Annotated in this window: 18 protein-coding genes and 2 pseudogenes; 10 read left to right on the forward strand and 10 right to left on the reverse strand. The window is 71.8% G+C overall.

The genetic code is table 11. From position 1 onward, the window contains the following. Nucleotides 1-9: 9 nt before the first annotated feature. Both A3CQ_RS56860 and arc read right to left on the reverse strand, forming a co-directional pair. Entirely contained in the window at nt 10-1,305 is a 1,296-nt protein-coding gene (locus A3CQ_RS56860) for an acyltransferase family protein (RefSeq protein WP_063713695.1), read from the reverse strand. Between the two features lie 60 nt (nt 1,306-1,365). Continuing rightward, nucleotides 1,366-3,147 (reverse strand): proteasome ATPase, encoded by a 1,782-nt coding sequence (gene arc, locus A3CQ_RS0150380; RefSeq protein WP_026207115.1) that lies wholly within the window; start codon nt 3,145-3,147, stop codon nt 1,366-1,368. 176 nt (nt 3,148-3,323) lie between these two features. Here arc and A3CQ_RS0150385 point away from each other — a divergent pair, with 176 nt between their 5' ends. Beyond that, nucleotides 3,324-3,614 (forward strand): ferredoxin, encoded by a 291-nt coding sequence (locus A3CQ_RS0150385; RefSeq protein WP_020518604.1) that lies wholly within the window; start codon nt 3,324-3,326, stop codon nt 3,612-3,614. Nucleotides 3,615-3,753: 139 nt separating this feature from the next. Here the strand turns inward: A3CQ_RS0150385 and A3CQ_RS0150390 are convergent, their stop codons facing one another. The 3 genes from A3CQ_RS0150390 to A3CQ_RS0150400 all read right to left on the reverse strand — a co-directional run bounded on the left by A3CQ_RS0150390 (nt 3,754) and on the right by A3CQ_RS0150400 (nt 6,775). Further along, nucleotides 3,754-4,347, reverse strand: a complete 594-nt coding sequence (locus A3CQ_RS0150390) for a hypothetical protein (protein ID WP_026207116.1) — start codon at nt 4,345-4,347, stop codon at nt 3,754-3,756. A gap of 185 nt (nt 4,348-4,532) precedes the next feature. Beyond that, nucleotides 4,533-5,453: a tRNA (adenine-N1)-methyltransferase gene (locus A3CQ_RS0150395; protein WP_020518606.1), complete on the reverse strand. Its 921-nt coding sequence runs from the start codon at nt 5,451-5,453 to the stop codon at nt 4,533-4,535. 161 nt (nt 5,454-5,614) lie between these two features. Next, nucleotides 5,615-6,775 (reverse strand): site-2 protease family protein, encoded by a 1,161-nt coding sequence (locus A3CQ_RS0150400; RefSeq protein WP_370657648.1) that lies wholly within the window; start codon nt 6,773-6,775, stop codon nt 5,615-5,617. A 75-nt stretch (nt 6,776-6,850) separates the two neighbouring features. On the opposite strand from A3CQ_RS0150400, the pseudogene A3CQ_RS64320 reads away from it, so the two are divergent. From A3CQ_RS64320 to A3CQ_RS0150410, 3 genes and pseudogenes are all read left to right on the forward strand, one after another. Further along, nucleotides 6,851-7,174: pseudogene (locus A3CQ_RS64320) on the forward strand (PD-(D/E)XK nuclease family protein); the annotation flags it as partial. Nucleotides 7,175-7,369: 195 nt separating this feature from the next. After that, a pseudogene (locus A3CQ_RS64325) lies at nt 7,370-8,089 on the forward strand (RecB family exonuclease); the annotation flags it as partial. Between the two features lie 5 nt (nt 8,090-8,094). Further along, on the forward strand, nt 8,095-8,790 hold the full coding sequence (locus A3CQ_RS0150410) for a LuxR C-terminal-related transcriptional regulator (RefSeq protein ID WP_040434390.1): 696 nt from the start codon (nt 8,095-8,097) through the stop codon (nt 8,788-8,790). A 554-nt stretch (nt 8,791-9,344) separates the two neighbouring features. Here the strand turns inward: A3CQ_RS0150410 and A3CQ_RS0150415 are convergent. Together A3CQ_RS0150415 and A3CQ_RS0150420 are read right to left on the reverse strand one after the other, a co-directional pair. After that, nucleotides 9,345-10,157, reverse strand: coding sequence for a DUF4097 family beta strand repeat-containing protein (locus tag A3CQ_RS0150415; protein ID WP_020518610.1), 813 nt, complete (start codon nt 10,155-10,157; stop codon nt 9,345-9,347). Between the two features lie 17 nt (nt 10,158-10,174). Continuing rightward, a complete protein-coding gene (locus A3CQ_RS0150420) occupies nt 10,175-10,672 on the reverse strand; it encodes a hypothetical protein (RefSeq protein WP_020518611.1) in 498 nt (165 codons plus the stop codon). Nucleotides 10,673-10,889: 217 nt separating this feature from the next. Between A3CQ_RS0150420 and A3CQ_RS0150425 the strand changes: the two genes are divergently transcribed. Then, a complete protein-coding gene (locus tag A3CQ_RS0150425; protein WP_020518612.1) occupies nt 10,890-11,642 on the forward strand; it encodes an ABC transporter ATP-binding protein in 753 nt (250 codons plus the stop codon). Next, entirely contained in the window at nt 11,642-14,170 is a 2,529-nt protein-coding gene (locus A3CQ_RS0150430; protein ID WP_020518613.1) for an ABC transporter permease, read from the forward strand. Before A3CQ_RS0150425 ends, A3CQ_RS0150430 begins: the two co-directional genes overlap by 1 nt. Here A3CQ_RS0150430 and A3CQ_RS0150435 read toward each other — a convergent pair. Further along, nucleotides 14,139-14,801 carry an HAD family hydrolase gene (locus A3CQ_RS0150435; RefSeq protein ID WP_026207117.1) on the reverse strand — a complete coding sequence of 221 codons (663 nt, stop codon included), beginning with the start codon at nt 14,799-14,801 and terminating at the stop codon, nt 14,139-14,141. The two genes, A3CQ_RS0150430 and A3CQ_RS0150435, sit on opposite strands and share 32 nt — an antisense overlap. Before the next feature lie 76 nt (nt 14,802-14,877). On the opposite strand from A3CQ_RS0150435, the gene A3CQ_RS0150440 reads away from it, so the two are divergent. Genes A3CQ_RS0150440 through A3CQ_RS0150450 form a run of 3 tightly spaced genes read left to right on the forward strand, consistent with a single transcriptional unit; the run spans nt 14,878 to nt 17,439 of the window. Next, nucleotides 14,878-15,675, forward strand: a complete 798-nt coding sequence (locus tag A3CQ_RS0150440; protein WP_211216836.1) for an aminoglycoside 3'-phosphotransferase — start codon at nt 14,878-14,880, stop codon at nt 15,673-15,675. Between the two features lie 58 nt (nt 15,676-15,733). Further along, nucleotides 15,734-16,708 (forward strand): aldo/keto reductase, encoded by a 975-nt coding sequence (locus A3CQ_RS0150445; protein ID WP_020518616.1) that lies wholly within the window; start codon nt 15,734-15,736, stop codon nt 16,706-16,708. 5 nt (nt 16,709-16,713) lie between these two features. After that, on the forward strand, nt 16,714-17,439 hold the full coding sequence (locus A3CQ_RS0150450) for a YqjF family protein (protein WP_020518617.1): 726 nt from the start codon (nt 16,714-16,716) through the stop codon (nt 17,437-17,439). A 170-nt stretch (nt 17,440-17,609) separates the two neighbouring features. Here the strand turns inward: A3CQ_RS0150450 and A3CQ_RS0150455 are convergent, their stop codons facing one another. Then, nucleotides 17,610-18,311 carry an SDR family NAD(P)-dependent oxidoreductase gene (locus A3CQ_RS0150455; RefSeq protein ID WP_020518618.1) on the reverse strand — a complete coding sequence of 234 codons (702 nt, stop codon included), beginning with the start codon at nt 18,309-18,311 and terminating at the stop codon, nt 17,610-17,612. A gap of 118 nt (nt 18,312-18,429) precedes the next feature. Between A3CQ_RS0150455 and A3CQ_RS0150460 the strand changes: the two genes are divergently transcribed. Beyond that, nucleotides 18,430-18,927, forward strand: coding sequence for a hypothetical protein (locus A3CQ_RS0150460; protein WP_157297282.1), 498 nt, complete (start codon nt 18,430-18,432; stop codon nt 18,925-18,927). 3 nt (nt 18,928-18,930) lie between these two features. On the opposite strand, the gene A3CQ_RS0150465 is transcribed toward A3CQ_RS0150460, so the two are convergent. Further along, entirely contained in the window at nt 18,931-19,482 is a 552-nt protein-coding gene (locus A3CQ_RS0150465) for a hypothetical protein (protein ID WP_020518620.1), read from the reverse strand. Nucleotides 19,483-19,528: the final 46 nt, after the last annotated feature.

The following is a 19,528-nucleotide window of genomic DNA, read 5'->3' on the forward strand; positions in this document are numbered from 1 at the left end:
GTATCGAGCCTAGACGCTCTGGCGCTCGTTCTCGCCCTGCCCCGTGCGCGGCGCGGCACGCTGTGTGGCGAGCGAGCCCGCCCCGGCCGGTCGGGGCTCGAGCTTCGCGGCTATCCGCCGGCCCAGTCGCTGGCCGGGCTGTTCCACCATCCGGTACGCGAGCCACGCCGTCACCAGCGCCACCAAGAGGTACGCGACCCCGGCCGTGGCCCGGAACACGATGCCCCGCGTCCCGAGATCCGGGACAACGCGAGGGAGCGCCAGCAGCACGATCACGTGAAGCAGATACAGGGAGTAACTGATTCGGCCCAACCAGGTGAACACGGATGGCACAGTTCGGTTTCTCATGGCGTACGCGAAAAGGAATGTGAGCGCGACCGCGCCGACGTTGGCCGCCCAGAGACGCAGGGCCGCGGCGGTGCCCAGGTGTGTCCAATGCGCACCGATCACGCTGAGCGCGACCACCGTCAGGGCGAAGGCCGCCTCCCGGCCGCCGATCTGCGCGTGCTGCCACCGGTAGACGACGGTGCCGGCGAACATGATCGCCAGCAGCAGGATCCCCTGCCAGGACGCGATGACGACGCTCTCGCGGGTGGCGTGGCCGTTGACCGCCGGCAGCAGGACCAGCGCGATCCCGGCGGCGCCGGCCGCGGGCACCAGGCGATCCTTGAGGTACGCGAGGATGCTGAGCCCGACCAGCACGACCAGGATCGCGGCCGTGGTCCGCCGCGCGCCGGAACCGGCCCCGAGCAGGTCGTTCGGCAGTCCCGCGCCGAACACCAGCGCGGTGAGCCCGAGCCCGGCCGCCCACCAGGCGCTGTGCCGGTGCAGCCGCCACACGAACAACCCGGAGACGACCAGGTAGAAGGTCATCTCGTAGGAGAGGGTCCAGAAGACGCGCACGGCGCCGCGGACACCGACCAGGTCGGACATCATCGTCACGTGGGCGAGCGCGGTGGTGACCGTCTGATGGCGCATGCTCTCGCTCCAGGCGAGCCACCCGGCCGAGCTGAGCAGCACCACGACGGCGATGGCGGCGAGGTAGGCCGGGTAGATCCGGCACAGCCGGCCGATCCAGAACCGGCGCAGGCTGCCGTGCCGCTCCAGCGACATCGGGATGACGTACCCGCTGACCAGGAAGAACAGCAGCACGCCGTACTTGCCGGCGTCGAAGTGGCGGTAGATCGCCAGATGCCGGTCGGTGCCGATCACGCTGGGGCTCAGGTGGAACAGGACGACGACCAGGGCGGCGTAGCCGCGCAGCGCGTCCAACCAGGCGAGGCGTACGGGAGCGGGGCTGGTCACGCCAGGTGCAACGAGAACGCGGGCGGAGGGTCACCCCCGCCCGCGCAACTCGTCGATCTTTTACAGGTACTGGCCCGTGTTGGTCGCCGTCTCGATGGAGCGGCCGGCCTCGGCGCCCTTGCCGCCGGAGACGAGCGTGCGGATGTAGACGATCCGCTCGCCCTTCTTGCCGGAGATGCGGGCCCAGTCGTCGGGGTTGGTGGTGTTGGGCAGGTCCTCGTTCTCCCGGAACTCGTCGACGCACGAGTCCAGCAGGTGCTGCAGGCGCAGCCCCTTCTTGCCGGAGGTGAGGAACTCCTTGATCGCCATCTTCTTGCCGCGGTCCACGATGTTCTGGATCATCGCGCCGGAGTTGAAGTCCTTGAAGTACAGGACCTCCTTGTCACCGTTGGCGTAGGTGACCTCCAGGAAGCGGTTGTCCTCGGACTCCGTGTACATCCGGAGGACGGCGGCCTCGATCATCGCGGCCACCGTGGCGTCCCGGTTCCCGCCGTGCTCGTTGAGGTCGTCCTCGGAGAGCGGCAGGTTGGCCAGGATGTACTTGCCGAAGATGTCCTTGGCCGCCTCGGCGTCCGGCCGCTCGATCTTGATCTTCACGTCGAGCCGGCCGGGGCGCAGGATCGCCGGGTCGATCATGTCTTCCCGGTTGGAGGCGCCGATGACGATCACGTTCTCCAGGCCCTCGACGCCGTCGATCTCGCTGAGCAGCTGGGGAACGATCGTGTTCTCCACGTCGCTGGAGACGCCCGAGCCTCGGGTCCGGAAGATCGAGTCCATCTCGTCGAAGAACACGATCACCGGGGTGCCCTCGCCGGCCTTCTCCCGCGCCCGCTGGAAGACCAGGCGGATGTGCCGCTCGGTCTCACCCACGTACTTGTTGAGCAGTTCCGGGCCCTTGATGTTGAGGAAGTAGCTGGTGTGCTTCTCCTCGCCACGCCGCTCGGCGATCTTCTTGGCCAGCGAGTTGGCCACCGCCTTGGCGATCAGGGTCTTGCCGCAGCCGGGCGGGCCGTAGAGCAGGATGCCCTTCGGCGGGCGCAGCTGGTGCTCCCGGAACAGGTCGGCGTGCAGGAACGGCAGCTCGACCGCGTCGCGGATCTGCTCGATCTGGGCGTGCAGGCCACCGATGTCGGTGTAGTCGACGTCGGGGACCTCCTCCAGGACGAGCTCCTCCACCTCGCTCTTCGGGATGCGCTCGTACGCGTACGCCGAGCGCGGCTCGATCATGAGCGAGTCGCCGGCCCGCAGCTTGGAGATCTCGAGCGAGTCGGCCAGGAAGACGATCCGCTCCTCGTCCGCGTGCGAGACCACCAGGGCACGGTCGCCCATCTCGCCGTTGGGGCCGGTCAGGACCTCCTTCAGCAGGACGACCTCGCCGCTGCGCTCGAACCCGAACGCGTCGACGACGTTGAGCGCATCGTTGAGCAGGACCTCCTGCCCGCGCTGCAGCTCCTCCACCTCGAGCGACGGCGACACCGCCACCCGCAGTTTGCGGCCGCCGGTGAACACGTCCACCGTGCCGTCCTCGTGTGCGGCCAGGAATACGCCGTAGCCGCTGGGCGGCTGGGCGAGGCGGTCAATCTCTTCCTTGAGAGTGACGATCTGGGCCCGGGCTTCCTTCAAGGTCGCCACGAGCCGGTCGTTGTTCTCGGTCACTCGGGCCAGCTGCGCCTGCGTTGCCGCGAGCCGTTCCTCGAGCTGCCGGACGTGTCGTGGGCTTTCGGTCAACTTCCGCCGAACCAGTGCCAGTTCCTCCTGAAGGAACGCGACCTGGCTGGAGAGATCGTTGGCCTCTTTCTCCCAACGTGCGGCGCGTGAATCCGCTTCGTCGCTACGTGCCACGTCCCACCTCCCCGGGGGCTCGAACGTCTTGCGATAACACTAGCTGCTGTGGCCAGGATTTCGACCCGTGCAACACCCTCGTCACCGAGTCTTGATCCATTCGGCCAGTCGCCGCAAGTTGGTTGTCGTAGCCATCCGGTACGGTCGTCCGGGGGCATTTCCGGGAGAGTGGGTTGATGATGCGGGCCGGTACCGACGAGCTGCGGGTCTGGGTCGATCAGGACCTGTGCACCGGCGACGGGCTCTGCGTGCAGTACGCGCCGGAGGTCTTCGAGTTCGACATCGACGGTCTCGCGTACGTCAAGGATCCCGCCGGTGAGCTGCTGCAATCTCCCGGCGCGAGCACCGGTGTGCCGTCCCGCCTGCGCCTCGAGGTGATCGACGCGGCCAAGGAGTGCCCCGGCGACTGCATCCACGTCGTGCGGGCTCACGACGAGGTCGAGATCGCCGGTCCGGACGCCGATTGACAAACCCCTTCGCGCGTACGGGATTCCGGCGCGCGAAGCGAGGGCAGCGTCCCAAATTCGCGGCAAACGTCACATCCGCGAAACAACGCCGTCCAACCACCCCGCCCACCACCCTTGACCGGGCTGAAGGCTCACATCGTCACAGAGTGGGGCGTCCCACCAGAGAGGCCACGACCCGGCTGAACTCCTCAAGACGGGCGATCTGCCCCGGTCCGCCGTCGTCCAGCGTCTTGCCGAAGCGCAGCGCGTCGTGCCGCATCGCCGGGCGGCCGCCCTCGCCCTCGTCCATGCCCGGCGGCGGCACTGCGTCGTCGATCGAGCTGAGCAGCAGGTAGACGTCGATGCTGTCGACCCGGGCCTGGCCGTTGGAGGTACGGGTCAGCCGGCGCCGGCAGCCCACCTCGGTGACCGTGGAGAGCGGCACCACCCGCAGGGACGAGGTCATCGAGCCGACCGGGCCGTCGCCGGGGGCCACGTCCTCGCCGTGCCAGAGCACCAGGCGGCTGCCGTCGCAGATGACGACCTCCTGCCAGACGCCGTTGACCTCGTTGACGAAGCGCTCCAGCGTGAAGCACAGCACGGAGGCGCCGCGCAGCACCCCGAACAGGGCGTCCAGCGCCACCTCGGGGTCGCGCAGGTAGGCACGGGCGGCGGAGTCGAGATCCTGGTACGGCGACCAGTCGGGGAACACCGCCGGCATCTCGTTGCTGCCACCGAACGGCGGAGAACTCATCGTGCCCACCCGATCCTCCCCCGTCCAAATACCCCGCCCGCCACCCTTGAACGGACTGAAGGCTTGCTCGGTCGCCGCTGCCTCACAGGAAGCTACCCGACCGGACCGGCCGTAGTCACATCACTCGGCCGGGTAACGATCGTCGATCCCGTTCGTCCGTTTCGCCGGATTCGCCGGCGGGCTGCTCACTCTTCTTCATTCGCCGCCGGTGGCTCCTCGACCGCCGCCAGGGCCGCCTGGGCCGCGCGGCGCAGCGCGTACGCGGCGGCGCCCTTGCTCGGCTTGCGGCGGCGGGGCGGGGCGATGACGCCGGGCGCGAGCTTGCGGGCCGAGACCAGGAACGCGGTGTGGGCGATCATGCGGTGGTCGGGGCGTACGGCCAAGCCCTCGGCGTGCCAGTCGCGGACCAGCGACTCCCAGGCGCGCGGCTCGGTCCAGCCGCCCCGCTCGCGCAGCGCCTCGACCAGCTCGGACAGCTGCGGGGTGGTCGCCACGTACCCGATGAAGACGCCGCCGGGCACCAGCGACCGCTCGACCATGTCGAGAGCCTCCCACGGGGTCAGCATGTCCAGGACGATCCGGTCGAAACCGGTCTCCTGGTTGTCGGCCACGTCGCCGACGTGCAGGTTCCACGCCTTCTGGGTGCCACCGAGGAACGCCTCGACGTTCCTGCGCGCGATCGCCGCGAAGTCCTCCCGCAGCTCGTACGAGTGAAGCTCGCCGTGGTCGCCCACCGCGCGCAGCAGGGAGCAGGTCAGAGCGCCCGACCCGACACCGGCCTCGAGGACCTTCGCCCCCGGGAAGATGTCGCCCATCGCGACGATCTGCGCCGCGTCCTTCGGGTAGATCACCTGGGCGCCGCGCGGCATGCTCAGCACGTAGTCGGACAGCAGCGGGCGCAGCGCGAGGTAGGGCGTGCCGCCGGCCGAGGTCACCACGCTGCCCTCGGGCAGGCCGATCAGCTCGTCGTGCTCCAGGGCGCCCCGGTGGGTGTGGTACGACTTGCCGGGCTCCAGCACGATCGTGTGCATCCGCCCCTTCGGGTCGGTGAGCTGGACGCGGTCGCCCGGGTGGAAGGCGCGGTCGGGGGCGGTCGAACTGGTCACGGGCTTCTCTCTGTAGCTGTTGCTTCGGTCTACGGCGGTCCTGCGGCGGTCCTACGGCGGTTCTGCGGCGGTTCTGCGGCGGTTCTGCGGCGGTTCTGCGGCGGTTCTGCGGCGGTTCTGCGGCGGTTCTGCGGCGGTTCTGCGGCGGTTCTGCGGCGGTTTTACGGACGGCGCAGCCGGCGCGGCTCCAGCACCTCGGCGACGTCGCCGACGCGGAGCACGCCCACCACGTCCTTGCCATCCTCGCCCGTGGTGACGACGTACTGCCCGGCCGGGTGGGCCTGCAGCGCGCGGACCACCTGCTCCCCGGTGAGCCCGAGCCGCAGCGCGGGCACCGCGTCGCGCGACCGGGACACGGTGTCGACGGCCACCCACGGGCGACGGTCGACCGGGACGCGCTCGGCGGCCACCGGGTCGACCAGTGCGGTGAGATTACCGGCCGAGTCCGACACGGCGAGCACCACGTTCGGCCGGGGGTCCTCCGACCGGCGGCGCTGCGCCTCGCCGAGCGGCGTGCCGGCCGGCACGGTCAGCAGCGGCCGGGCCAGCCGGGCCAGGTCGACCAGCGGAAAGCGCCGGGTCATCTTGGCCAGCCGGATCGACTGCCCCGCGCCCTGCCACAGCGTGAACACCACCAGCAGCACGAACAACAGCCCGAACAGGGTCAGCGTCTCCAGCCGGTAGAGCCACAGCGCGATGATCATGCAGACGAACGCCAGGATCCGCCCCGCCCAGGCGGCCGCCTCGGTGGCCCGGTTCCGGTCCTTGATCAGCGCCCAGAGGCCTGCCCGCAGTGCCCGGCCGCCGTCCAGCGGCAGCCCCGGCAGCACGTTGAACAGCGCCACCAGGATGTTGCTGGCGGCCAGCTGGAACGCGATCTGCCCCGCCGCCGTGCGATCGGGCAGCGCGATCGTCGCGGCCGTGGCGACACCGCCGAGCACCAGCGACACGGCCGGACCGGCCAGGCTGACCAGCGCGTCGACCCGCGGGGTGGGCGCGTCGCGGTCCATCTCCGTCCAGCCGCCGAGCAGTTCGAGGGTGATGCCACGGACCCCGATGCCGAACTTGCGGGCGGTCAGCGCGTGGCCGAGCTCGTGCAGCAGCACCGAGCCGAGCAGGCAGATCACGAACCCCAGGCCGACCAGGTAGCCCCACGGCTCCGGGAGCCTGAGCTCGGCGCGCACGTAGTTGCCGTACACAGCCGTCACCAGCGCCGCGAGGACCAGCATCGACCCGTTCACGTAGATCGGGATGCCCAGCACATGACCCACCGGCCGGCCCGGCCGTCCGGGTCGTCGAGGCCGCGGCACGCTCTGCTCCACGCCGACGATGCTACGGAGTCCCCGCCGCCGGGTCGCCACGCGATTTCGTCATACCCCTGCCCTAGCCTTTCTGACATGACGGCACAGACGGCCCCCGGGCCTCAGACCGACCCGGCCCTCCGCCCCACCGGTCCCTCGCTGTCGCCGTCCCGCGCGGCCGACTTCAAGACCTGCCCGCTGCTGTTCCGCTTCCGCACCATCGACAAGCTCCCCGAGCAGCCCTCCGCCGACCAGGTCCGCGGCACGCTGGTCCACGCCGTCCTGGAGCGCCTGTTCGACCTCCCCGCCGCCGACCGCACCCCCGCGGCCGCCGCCGCCCTGGTCGCCCCCGCCTGGGCCGCCCTGCTCGAGGCCGAGCCCGCCCTGTCCGAGATCTTCGCCGCCGCCACGACCCCCCGCCCTCGGGCCACCACGCCGCCCGCCCCGATCACCGATCCCGCCTCGGATGCCGCCGCCGAGCCGGCCCTGCTCGCCGAACCGGCCCTGCTCGCCGAACCGGCCCTGCTCGCCGAGCCCGCTCAACCCGCCGGGCGTACCCCTACCGCCGAGCCCGCTCGTCCCGCCGGGCCGGACCTGCTCGCCGAGCCCGCTCAACCCGCCGGGCATACCCCCACCGCCGAGCCCGCGCTGGATGCCGCCGCACCGGCCCCGCGGTCGAGCAGCGACCCGGCGGCCGTCGCGGCCGAGGCCGACGCGACCGGCCAGCAGACGTTGATCGATTTCCCGGCCCCCGACGAGGCGGCTCGGCTGGCCGCCTTCCTCGGCAGCGCCACCGCCCTGCTCGACGGCTATTTCGCGGTGGAAGACCCGCAGCGCCTCGAGCCCGCCGAGCGCGAGGCCCTGATCTCGACGATGGTCGACGACACCCTGCTGATCCGGGGCTACATCGACCGTCTCGACATCTCCCCCGCCGGCGACCTGCGCGTGGTCGACTACAAAACGGGCGGCGCCCCGCGCGAGGCCTTCGAGGGCCGAGCCCTGTTCCAGCTGAAGTTCTACGCCCTCGTCCTCTGGCGCACCCGAGGCGTGGTTCCCAGGGTCCTGCGCCTGCTCTACCTGAAGGATGCCGAGGTCTGCGACTACAGCCCCGACGCCGAGGAACTGGAGCGCTTCGAGCGCACCCTGGTCGCCCTCTCCGAGGCCGTCGAGCGGGCAAAACGCGACCAGGACTTCCGCCCCAAACCCAGCCGCCTGTGCGGTTGGTGCAGCTACCAGGCCCTGTGCCCCGCATTCGGCGGCACCCCGCCCCCCTTCCCGGTAAATGAGCCCGTAAGCATCGACCTCACCCCCGCCGACGACGATCGCCTAGGGTGACGCCGGTGGGCGAGACGACGGGCGAGCGGCCGCTGCGCGTGCTGCTGGCCGACCCGGCGCCGATGCACCGCTCGGGCCTGCGCATGGTGCTGGCGCGGCCCGACGGCGACAGACCGGAGATCGTCGTGGCCGGCGAGACCGGCGACGGCGGCGAGGCGGTCGAGCTGGCCCGCCGGCTACTGCCCGACGTGGTGGTCGCCGAGATCACCTTGCCCCGGCTCGACGGCCTGGCGGTCGCCCGAACGGTGACGGCGGCCGGGCTGCCCGTTCGGGTGCTGATCCTGACCGACCTCGACACGGACGAGGATGTGCTGGCCGCGATCGCCGCCGGGGCCGCCGGCTTCGTGCGCAAGGACGCCCCGCCCGCCGAGGTCATCGCCGCGGTCCGCGCGGTGGCCGCCGGCGGCGCGGTCATCACGCCGGCCGTGCTGGCGCGCATCCTCACCCGGGTGGCCGAGGCATTACCCGCGCCCGAGACGACCGTCACGTCCAAGCTGGACACGCTCACCGACCGCGAACGCGAGGTCCTCATCCACGTCGCCCGCGGACACTCCAACGCCGAGATCGCCGAGGCCCTCCAGGTAAGCGAGACCACGATCAAGACGCACGTGGGCCACGTCCTGACCAAGCTCCGCCTCCGCGACCGCACCCAGGCCGTCGTCCTCGCCTACGAGACCGGCCTGGTCAAGCCCGGCGCCTGACCCGCCACGCTCAGCCGCCCAGCCCTCCCTCTCGGTGAGTCGCCGCCCCCTCCTGGTCGCGCCCTGTGCGGCCCGGCGCGGTCCGCGGGTGGCAGGGCCGTGCGTGCCATGGCCCCGGCCGCTGCGTGGTCGCGCCCGGTGCGGCCCGGCGCGGTCCGCGGGTGGCAGGGCCGGGCCGCTGCGTGCTCGCGCCCAGTGCGGCCCGGCGCGGTCCGAGAGTGGCTGGGCCGGGCGTGCCGCCCACGAAGCCGGGCGGGCCGCGCGACGAGCGAACACGCAGGCCCGCCGCGATGGCCGGCGGCGGGAGGCACGAGGGCGAAAGGCACGGCGAAAGCCCGGCGTGGGAGGCGCCGGGCTCTCGGTCGGGGCGTCAGCGACGCCGGGGGTTGGGAGTCGGGCCTCGGCTCCGGGGCCACTCCGGCGGAGAGAAGCGGGCGGCGCGCGAGCGGGATGCGGCCTGGAGGCGGTGGCGGACTCGGCGGGCGGTGGACTCGAGGCTGAGGCGGGCGTCGGGAAGCATCGGGCGTCCTTCCGGTAGGTGGTGGGCGGGAGCGTCAGGCGGCGGCCTGGCGGGGGGCGGCGACGCGGTGGACGCGGATGTCGCCGCTGGCGGTGCGGACGCGGACCTCGAGGTGGACGGGGGCGGCGGCGGGCGGGGTCTCGGGCTGGGCCATCAGGTCGGTGATGGACTTGCCGGAGATGGTGCTGGCGTCCATCCAGACGGCCGAGCCGGCCGCGACGCCGACCGTGACGTCACCGGAGGCGGAGTGGATGTCGGCCTTGCCCTCGCGGAGGGTGCCGATCTCGATGTCGCCGCTGGCGGTGGCCGCCCGCAGGGAGCCGCCGACCGCGCCGGTGCGGATGTCGCCGCTCGCCGACTCGGCGTTGACGTCACCGATGACGTCACCGACGCGTACGTCCCCCGACGCGGACTTGGCGCGCAGCGAACCGCCCACCCGGACCACCGAGAGGTCTCCGCTCGCGGCGTCGAGCGCGACGTCGCCGGTGGCCTCGCCCAGCTCGACGTCGGCCGAGGCCACGTCGAGGCGCACGTCGTTGTAGACGCCGGCGGCGCGCACGTCGGCCGAGGCGGTCTTGCCGGCCAGGGAGCTGCCCAGGGGCACCCGGGCGGTGATTTTGAGCTTGGGCGATCGGCGCCAGGTCCAGAAGTCGGCGCCGGGCACCTGGATGAGCAGCGTGTCGTCCTCGAGGACGACGCGCGTGTTCTCGGCGGCCTCGGCGCCACCGGCGCTCGCGGGCTGGACGTCGACCTCGACGGTGAGGCGCTCCTCGGCGACGATGTCGACGGAGCCGCCGTGGGCGCGGAAGACGACGGTGACGGGGCCGGAGTGGTCGAACTCGTACATGTCATTTCTCCTTGTGATCAGGCTTGGAAGTAGCCCTTGAGGCTCTTGCCGGTACGGGACGAGGAGGAGGGGCGGGCGGGCTGAGCCGGCTCGTTGATCGCCGCGGTCACCGCGCGGACCAGCCACGCGTTGACCGAGACGCCCTCGGCGGCGGCGATCTGCTCGACGTGGGTCTTGAGCGCCTCGGGCATGCGCAGGGTGAGCCGCGTGAGGTCGCCCCCGTCGGGAGGAGAGGGCGGGGCCGGCGGCGAGGGCGGCGCCGGCGGCTCGGGGACGACGCTGGTGACGACCAGGTCGGCCTCCCGGCCGCGCAGCCGCACCTCGACCGTGGTGTCGGAGAGGCGGGTGGTGATCTCGGCGGCCGCGTCGGAGAGCGCCTCGAGCAGCGCCAGCCGGGCCGACGACTCCAGCGAGTGGCCGAGCAGTTCGGCGGCCCGCGTGGTCTCCGACCCGCCCGGCGCCGCGGCGGCGGCCAGGTCGGCCCGGAGGGTCTCGAGGTAGGGCGTCAGGTCCATGACTCCACTATGACGTCACTCGTGACGTCAGTCAAGCGTCATAGTGACATCTCAGGGTCGTCCCTGAGAAATGCCTAGGGCTCACCCCGTACCGAAATCTCCGCGTCGCTCTCCGACCTCGGACGGACGTTTCGCGTCCGGACGGCCGAAACACTGATCTTGCCGGCCGGGCGCATGCCCGGCCGGACCAAGGGCGGGACAACAGGGGGCACGAAAGATGATCGGGACCAAGGCGCTCGAGCCGGTGGCGGCACGCGCCGAAGAGGTGTGGAAGGTCTACGGCACGGGCGACGCGCGAGTCGTCGCGCTGCGGGGGGTGAGCGCGAGCTTCGGCCGCGGCAGATTCACGGCCATCATGGGCCCCTCCGGAAGCGGCAAGTCCACGCTGATGCACTGCCTGGCCGGGCTCGACACGGTCAGCCGCGGCACCGTGCACATCGGCGGCACTGAGGTGTCGGGGCTGAACGACAAGGCACTGACCCGGCTGCGCCGCGACCGGGTGGGCTTCATCTTCCAGCAGTTCAACCTGCTGCCGACGCTGACCGCCGCCGAGAACATCCGGCTGCCGCTGGACATCGCCGGCCGCAAGCCCGACCAGGAGTGGTGGGACACGGTGATCAAGACCGTGGGCCTGGCGGACCGGCTCAGCCACCGGCCGAGCCAGCTTTCCGGCGGCCAGCAGCAGAGGGTGGCGTGCGCGCGGGCGCTCATGGGCCGCCCCGACGTCATCTTCGCGGACGAGCCGACCGGCAACCTCGACTCGAAGTCGGGCGCCGAGGTGCTGTCGTTCCTGCGCTCCAGCGTGCGCGAGCACGGGCAGACGATCGTCATGGTCACGCACGACCCGGTGGCGGCCAGCTACACCGACCGGGTGATCTTCCTGGCCGACGGCGAGGTCGTGCAGGAGCTCGACCGGCCGACGCCGGAGACCGTGCTCGAGGCCATGAACACCCGGGAGGTGCTGGTCTGATGCTGCGCGCGACGCTGAAGAGCCTGCTCGGCCGCAAGCTGCGGCTCGTGCTCTCCGGCCTGGCCGTGGTGCTCGGCGTGATGTTCGTGGCCGGCGCGTTCGTGGTCACCGACACGCTCGGCCGCTCCTTCGACCAGGTCTTCGCGACCGCCTACGCCACCACGGACGTGGGCATCAAGGCCAAACCCAAGATCGCCGTCTCCGAGATGGAGGGCGAGCAGGTCGACACCCCCCTGCCGGCGTCGGTCATCGACGAGGTCGAAAAGGTCGACGGGGTCAGATCCGCGACCGGCATGGTCACCGAGGACGGCGCCCGGGTGATCGGCTCAGACGGCAAGGTCGTGCAGAGCTACGGCCCGCCCCGGCTCGGCAACAACTGGATCGGCGAGGACGGCCAGGTCCAGCTGCGCGAGGGCCGCGGCCCGGCCAAGGACGACGAGATCGCGGTCAACGCGGCGGTCGCCAAGGCGGCCGGCATCAAGGTCGGCGACCGGGTGGGCGTGCTCACCCTGCAGCCGAAGAAGACGTTCACGCTGGTCGGCGTCTGGGGCTACCCGGGCGACAAGGACAGCATCGGCGGCGCCCAGGAGGTCGCCTTCACCACCCCGGTCGCCCAGCGGCTCATGCTCGGCCAGCCCGGCGAGTACTCGATGATCAACGTCAAGGTCGATCAAGGGCAGACCCCGGCCGGGGTACGGGATCGGATCGCGGCCCGGCTCGGCAGTGACTACGAGGTCAAGACCGGCCAGCAGCTCGCCGACGACAGCGCGGCCGGCATGAAGGAGGTCCTGTCCTTCTTCAACAAGATCCTGCTCGGCTTCGCGGGCGTGGCCCTGTTCGTCGGCGTCTTCCTGATCCTCAACACGTTCTCGATCATCGTGGCCCAGCGGACCCGGGAGCTGGCGCTGATGCGGGCGCTCGGCGCCAGCCGCCGCCAGGTGATCGGCTCGGTGCTGCTGGAGGCCGTGGTGATCGGCCTGATCGCGGCGGCCGTCGGCCTCGCGGCCGGCATCGGCGTCGGCGCCGGGCTGGGCTACCTGTTCACCCAGCTCGCCGACGGCCTCGCGCTGGCACCGATCGGCGTGCCGCTCGCGGCCGTGCTCAGCTCGCTGATCGTCGGGGTGGTGGTGACCGTGGTCGCGGCCGTGCTGCCGGCGCTGCGGGCATCGCGGATCGCCCCGGTCGCGGCCATGCAGGACGTCGCCACCCCGGACCGCCCGCTCACCAAGGTCAGCGTCGCCGGCGCGATCGTCGGGGCGGCCGGCGCGACCCTGCTCGGCATCGGCCTGTACGGGTCGGGCGGCCTGTGGCTGATCCTCGGCGGCGTGCTGGTCAGCTTCGTGGGCGTCGCCCTGCTCACGCCGCTGATCTCCCGTCCGGTCGTGTCCGCCCTCGGCCGGCTGTTCTCCTGGTCGCTGCCGGGACGGCTGGGCCGGCTCAACTCGGGCCGCAACCCGCGCCGCACGGCGATCACCGCAGCCGCGCTGATGGTCGGCATCGCGCTGGTCACCGGCGTCACCGTAGTGATGAACTCGGCCAAGACCAGCCTCGCCGCGCAGGCCGAGGACACGGTGAAGGCCGAGATCGTGATCGGCGGGGACCAGAACGGGCCGCGCCCGCCGACGTTCGACGACTCGGTGCTGGCCGCCGCGCGCAAGGTATCGGGGGTGCGCGCCGCGGCCGGCATCTGGAACGACCAGGCCCAGGTCGACGGGAAGCTCACGTACGTCAACGCCACCGACGATCTGGCCAAGCTCTCCGACGCGTACGGCGGGCCAGCGCTCGCCACGCTCAGGCCCGACCAGGTCGCGGTGAGCACGCAGGAGATGGCCGACCACGGCTGGCAGGTGGGCACCGCGCTGACCGTCCAGCTGGCCCGCGGCGACCAGCACCGGTACACGATCGCGTCGACGTACGACGAGGACGCGCTGCCCGGCAGCTACCTGCTGCCGGCGGCGGCCACCAAGGACTTCGGGATCACGCAGCCGGTCATCGGCTTCGTCCGGCTCACCGACGGCACCACCGTCGCCCAGGTGCTGCCGCAGATGAAGGCGCTGGTCGCGGACAGCCCCGAGGTGTCGGCCACCGACCGCACGACGTACATCCAGCAGCAGGTCGGCACCTTCGACACGGTCATCACCATGGTGCAGGTGCTGCTGGCCCTGGCGATCCTCATCGCGGTGCTCGGCGTGGTCAACACGCTCGCCCTGTCGGTGCTGGAACGCACCCGTGAGCTGGGCCTGCTGCGCGCGGTCGGCCTCGGCCGCGGGCAGACCATGCGGATGGTGACGGTCGAGGCGGTGGTCATCTCGGTCTTCGGCGCGCTGCTCGGCGTGGTCGTCGGCGCCGGCCTGGGCGCGGCGGTGGTGCGGGCGCTGAACGGCGAGGGCATCGACCAGCTGGTGCTGCCGTGGGGCGGGATGGCGCTCTACCTGGTCCTGGCCGCCCTGGTCGGGGTGCTCGCCGCGGTCCTGCCGTCGATCCGGGCGGCCCGCATCAACGTCCTTCAGGCAATAGCCGCTGAGTGACCAGCAGGTTGGCCAGATAGGCGGGGTCCACACCGACCAGCGAACGGCGGAGGTGGACCCCGTCGGTCGGCGGCAGCTCCAGCTCGGCCGGCACGGCCAGCACGACCGCCCCGGAGGCGAGCGCGCTGGCCACGCCGGTCGGCGAGTCCTCGATCGCGACGCACTCCTCGATCGGCACGCCGAGCAGTGTGGCGGCCGTACGGTATGGCTCGGGGTCTGGTTTTGGCACGCTGACCTCGTCGCCGCACACGACGACGTCGAAGTTCTCCCGGCCCAGGGTGTCGAGGGCGGCCTCGACCAGCAGCCGGCCGGTCGAGGTGACCAGCGCGGTGGGCAGGCCGGCGCCCTTGACCGCGCGCAGCAGCTCGGCGGCGCCGGGCCGCCACACCAGGCCCTCCCGGAACAGTTCGAACACGCGCGAGGTCAGCCACTTGGCATCGGGCGCCTCGGGACGGTCGGGCTGGCCGAGATCGTCCCGGAAGATCCGCATGCTGGTGGCCATGCTGCCGCCGACCATCGCGGCGCGGGCCTCGGGCGAGAGCGTGCCGCCGGCGCGGGCCGCGAGCTCGTGGAGGGCGATTTCCCAGACTTTTTCGCTGTCCACCAGCGTGCCGTCCATGTCGAAGAGCACGGCGGCGGGATGTTGTGAGTTCATCGCCCCCAATTCTCCCCGGCCGGGAGCGTCTCCGGGGCGGCGTGTGACACAAGTGGCAGAGTTGCCGGTCGTGCAGCCACCGGAGTCCGTGTTCGCGGGGGTCGAGGTCCCCGCCGCCGTCAACGCCGTCGCCGCGGGCCGCTCGTTGCGGCCGGTCTGGCGCAATGTCCTCGGCGGGCTAACTTACGAGATATCCGACACCAATGCCCGATATTTCGTGAAATACGCTTCGAGCGGCAGTGGGCTCCCGTTGCGCCAGGAAGCGGAGCGTCTCGAGTGGGCCGCCCGCTACACCCCGGTCCCGAGGGTCGTCGACGCCGGCGAGGACGAAGACGGGTTCTGGATGCTCACCGAGGCCCTCCCCGGCCTCTCCGCGGTCGACGCGAAATGGCGGGCAAATCCGGAAAAAGCCGTTCAAGCGCTTGCGTACGGCCTGAGCGCCCTCCACCAGAGGATGCCCGTCGACGAGTGCCCGTTCGACTGGAGCGTCGACCGACGCCTGCGCGGCCACCGTGACCTCTCCGGCACGGACCCGGTCCACGGCGACCTCCCGAACGACGAGGCCTGGCGGCGCGCCACCGATCCCCCTCCGGTCGACAAGATCGTCGTCTGCCACGGCGACCCCTGTGCCCCGAACACGCTGATCGGCGACGACGGCACCTGGACCGGCCACGTCGACATGGCCGCCCTCGGCACCGCCGACCGCTGGGCCGACCTCGCCGTCTGCTCGTGGAGCCTGAGCTGGAACTACGGCCCCGGCTGGGAGCCGCTCTTCTTCGACACGTACGGCGTGGAGCCCGACCCGGAGCGGATCGCCTACTACCGCCTCCTCTGGGACCTGGGCTCGTAACCCGCGTCACAGCCGGCGGCCGAGGCGCGTTCCCGGCCGCGGGCGTAGCTTCGGCCTCATGAAGCACATCTCGCTGGCCGGGCTCGAGGTCTCCCGCCTCGGTCTCGGCTGCATGGGCATGTCGGCGTACTACACGGGCCGCGGCACCGACGACGCCGAGTCCATCCGCACCATCCACCGCGCCCTCGAGCTCGGCGTCACCTTCTTCGACACGGCCGAGGTCTACGGGCCGTACACGAACGAGGAGCTCGTCGGCCGGGCGCTCGCGGGCCGCTGGGACCGGGTCGTCATCGCCACCAAGTTCGGCCTGCTCTCGCACCGCGGCGGCGACGGCGGGCGGCAGCTCGACAGCCACCCCGACAACGTCCGCGCCGCCGTCGACGGCTCCCTCAAGCGGCTCGGCACCGACCACATCGACCTGTACTACCAGCACCGGGTCGACCCGAAGGTGCCGATCGAGGAGACGGTCGGCGCTCTCGCCGGCCTGGTCGAGCAGGGCAAGATCCGGCACATCGGCCTGTCCGAGGCGTCGCCCGAGACGATCCGCCGCGCCCACGCCGTCCACCCGGTCAGCGCCCTGCAGTCGGAGTACTCGTTGTGGACCCGCGACGCCGAGGCCGCGGTCCTGCCCACGCTGCGTGAGCTCGGCATCGGCTTCGTTCCGTACTCGCCGCTCGGCCGCGGCTTCCTCACCGGCGCGATCCGGGACACCGCCGCCCTCGAGGCCGACGACTTCCGCCTGTCCACCCCGCGCTTCGCCGGCGACAACTTCCAGCGCAACCTGCACATCGTCGACGAGGTCGAGGCCGTCGCGCGGGAGGCCGGCGCCACGCCCGCCCAGGTCGCGCTGGCCTGGGTGCTCGCACAGGGCGGCGACCTCGCCCCGATCCCCGGGACCAAGCGCGTGTCCCGCCTCGAGGAGAACGTCGCGGCCGACGCCCTCGAGCTCACCCCGGCCCAGCTCGGCCGCCTCACCGCGATCGGCCCGCCGGTGGGCGACCGCTACGCGAACATGTCCGAGATCGGCCGCTGACCGCCGTGACCGTCGAGGAGGTCACGCCGACCACGACCCGGCCCGTGCGCCGGTCGCTGCTGGTGCAGCGCTGGGCCGACCTGACCTTCCTGCACTGGCCGGTCGACCCCGCGCTGGTGGCGCCGCTGCTGCCCGGCGGCTGCCGCCCCGACCTCCTCGGCGACGTCACGTACGTCGGCCTGATCGCCTTCCGGATGGAGGGCGTGGGCTTCCTGCGCGGCCCGGGGGTGCCGTACCTGGGCACGTTCTGCGAGACCAACGTCCGCCTCTACAGCGTCGACCGCCACGGCCACCGCGCGGTCGTCTTCCTCTCCCTGGACGCGGAACGCCTGCTTCCCGTCCTCACCGCCCGCGCCTGGCTGCAATTGCCGTACATGTGGTCGCGAATGCGCCTGACCCGCACGGAAAACGTTCTGACCTACACATCCCGCCGCCGCTGGCCGGCCCCGCGCGGCGCCTCCTCATCCCTTTCCGTGCGCGTCGGCGACCCCATTCCCGAGCCCACCGAGCTGGAGCATTTCCTGACCGCCCGCTGGGGTCTGCACACCCGTGCCTGGGGCCGCACCATCCATCTGCCGAACGACCATCCGCAATGGCCTATCCACCGCGCGACGCTCCTTTCCTTGGACGACGCGCTCATCCCCGCGACGGGCCTGCCAAAACCGACGGGAGCGCCGACGAGCGTGCTCTATTCCCCCGGCGTCCCGGTCGTTTTCGGAAAACCGCTTTAGCCGTACGAGGTTCACCCCGCACCCGACCGCAGGATGCCCGTCCCTGCCTGCCGTTTTCGGCCGCGTGCCACCCAAGGCCGCACCCCGCTTCCGGCCCGGTGGGTGGCCAGACCAGCAAACCACCCGCGCGACGCGTGGTCAGACCAGCAAACCGCCCGCGCGACGGGTGGTCAGACCAGCAGACCACCCGTAGCGCGAATGTTCTGCCCGGTGATCCAGCCGGCCGCCGGCGACGCGAGCAGCTCGACCACGGCGGCGACGTCGTCCGGCGTGCCCAGCCGGCGCAGCGCCGTCATGGCGGCCGACTGCGCCAGCCCCTCGGGCGAGTTGGTGGAGCGCAGCAGGTCGGTGTCGGTCGCGCCCGGCGAGACCGTGTTCACCGTGATGCGCCGCTCCCCCAGCTCCCGGGCCGCCACCGCCGAGAGCTGTTCCAGGGCCGCCTTCGACGCGCAGTAGAGCGTCAGCCCCGGCGCCGGGACCACGGTGTTGAGCGTGGAGATGTTGACGATCCGCCCGCCGTCGCGCAGCAGCGGGATCGCCCGCTGCACGGCCAGCAACGGGAACGTGAAGTTGACCGTCATGGCCCGCTCGATGTCGGCGGGGTCGAGGTCGGCGATGATTTTCCGGTCGGCGGCGGCCGCGTTGTTCACGAGAATGTCCAGCCCGTCCGCCACCCGCTCGAAGATCGCCCCGAGACTCGCCAGGTCGGCCTGGTCGGCCCGCACCGCCTCGGCCCCCGCCACCGCCTCGCCGGGCTCGTTGACGTACGTGTAGACCACCCGGGCGCCGCCCGCGGCCAGCCGCCGCACGATGGCCCGCCCGATCCCCCGCGATCCCCCGGTGACGATCGCCGTCTTGCCGTTGAGCGTCATATCCGCACGCTACGCCCGCCCGGCACGGAAATCCGGGCGGTCCACAATCGACGTATCTTGATGCAGTCGTGTCCGGGACGTGGTCGGTTCGCCGCGGTGGATCACTAGGTTCGGGGTCATGACGACACCACCGCTGCCTCCGGCCGGGCCCGTGTCGCCGCGGGCCATGACCAGGCCGCCGCGCGCCCGCTCCTCGTTCGGCCTCATGTCGCTCTCGGTGAGCGCCGGCGTCCTGGTGTCCCTGGTCGTCGTCTTCTGCCTCGTCGTGGGCGGCGGCTTCTCCGTCTGGATGTGGCTCGGCCCCGACATCGACGACGCCAAGGCCGTCGCGAACCAGTACCTGTCGCGCATCGAGTCCCACGACGACGCCGCCGCGTACGCGATGCTGTGCGAGGACGCCCGCGCGAGGCTCACTCCGGCGTCCTTCACGGCTCTCGTCGAGGACGCCCCGCGCCCGGCCTCCCACCAGCTCGGCTACGGCGCCTTCCTCGACGAGCCCGGCAACGAGGCCTTCGTCCGGGTGACCCTCACCGACCGCTCCGGCGCCATCCGTCAGACCGAACTGACCATTGCGAACGACAAACCCTGGCAGGTGTGCGGCGATCCGTTGATCTGACGGTCAGACCTTGCTGGGCAGGCGCCGGTGCAGCTCGGCCAGCAGCACCTTCGGGCCCGGGGACATCAGGCCCACGTCGACCAGGTAGGACGTCTCGCCGGCCCGGCGGCGCAGGCGCGGGCGGCGGCCGGGGGCGTCGCCGATGGTCGCGAAGTCCTCGGCCACCGGGGTGACGACCAGCTCGGTGAACGGGCCCCAGTGACGCAGGGCGACCGTGGCGATGCCGGCCCAGGGCAGGTGGACGGGCTTGCGGCCGGTGGCGGCGAAGTCGAGGCCGTGCATGGAGCTGTGCAGCCAGCCGAGCCGGCGCCAGGCCAGCAGCAGGATCAGGGCGGCGAAGACCACGGGGACGATCAGGGCCACCTCGGCGTAGGTCACGATGTCGGCGGCGGACAGGGAGTCGCCGATGGCCAGGCGCAGCAGCACGTGCAGGGCCAGGGCGGTCACCCAGACCGCGGCGGTCACCCAGAGCATCGTCACGTAGACCATGGCCCGGGGCTGGAAGAACGTCACCGTGTCGTCGGCCGGTCCGAGGACTTGGTCGATGTGCGCCACCGTTGCATTATGCGGGTTTATCCGGCTCTTCGCCGTGGTGACCGGA

The sequence above is a fragment of the Paractinoplanes globisporus DSM 43857 genome (assembly GCF_000379645.1).
Taxonomy (GTDB): Bacteria; Actinomycetota; Actinomycetes; order Mycobacteriales; family Micromonosporaceae; genus Actinoplanes; species Actinoplanes globisporus.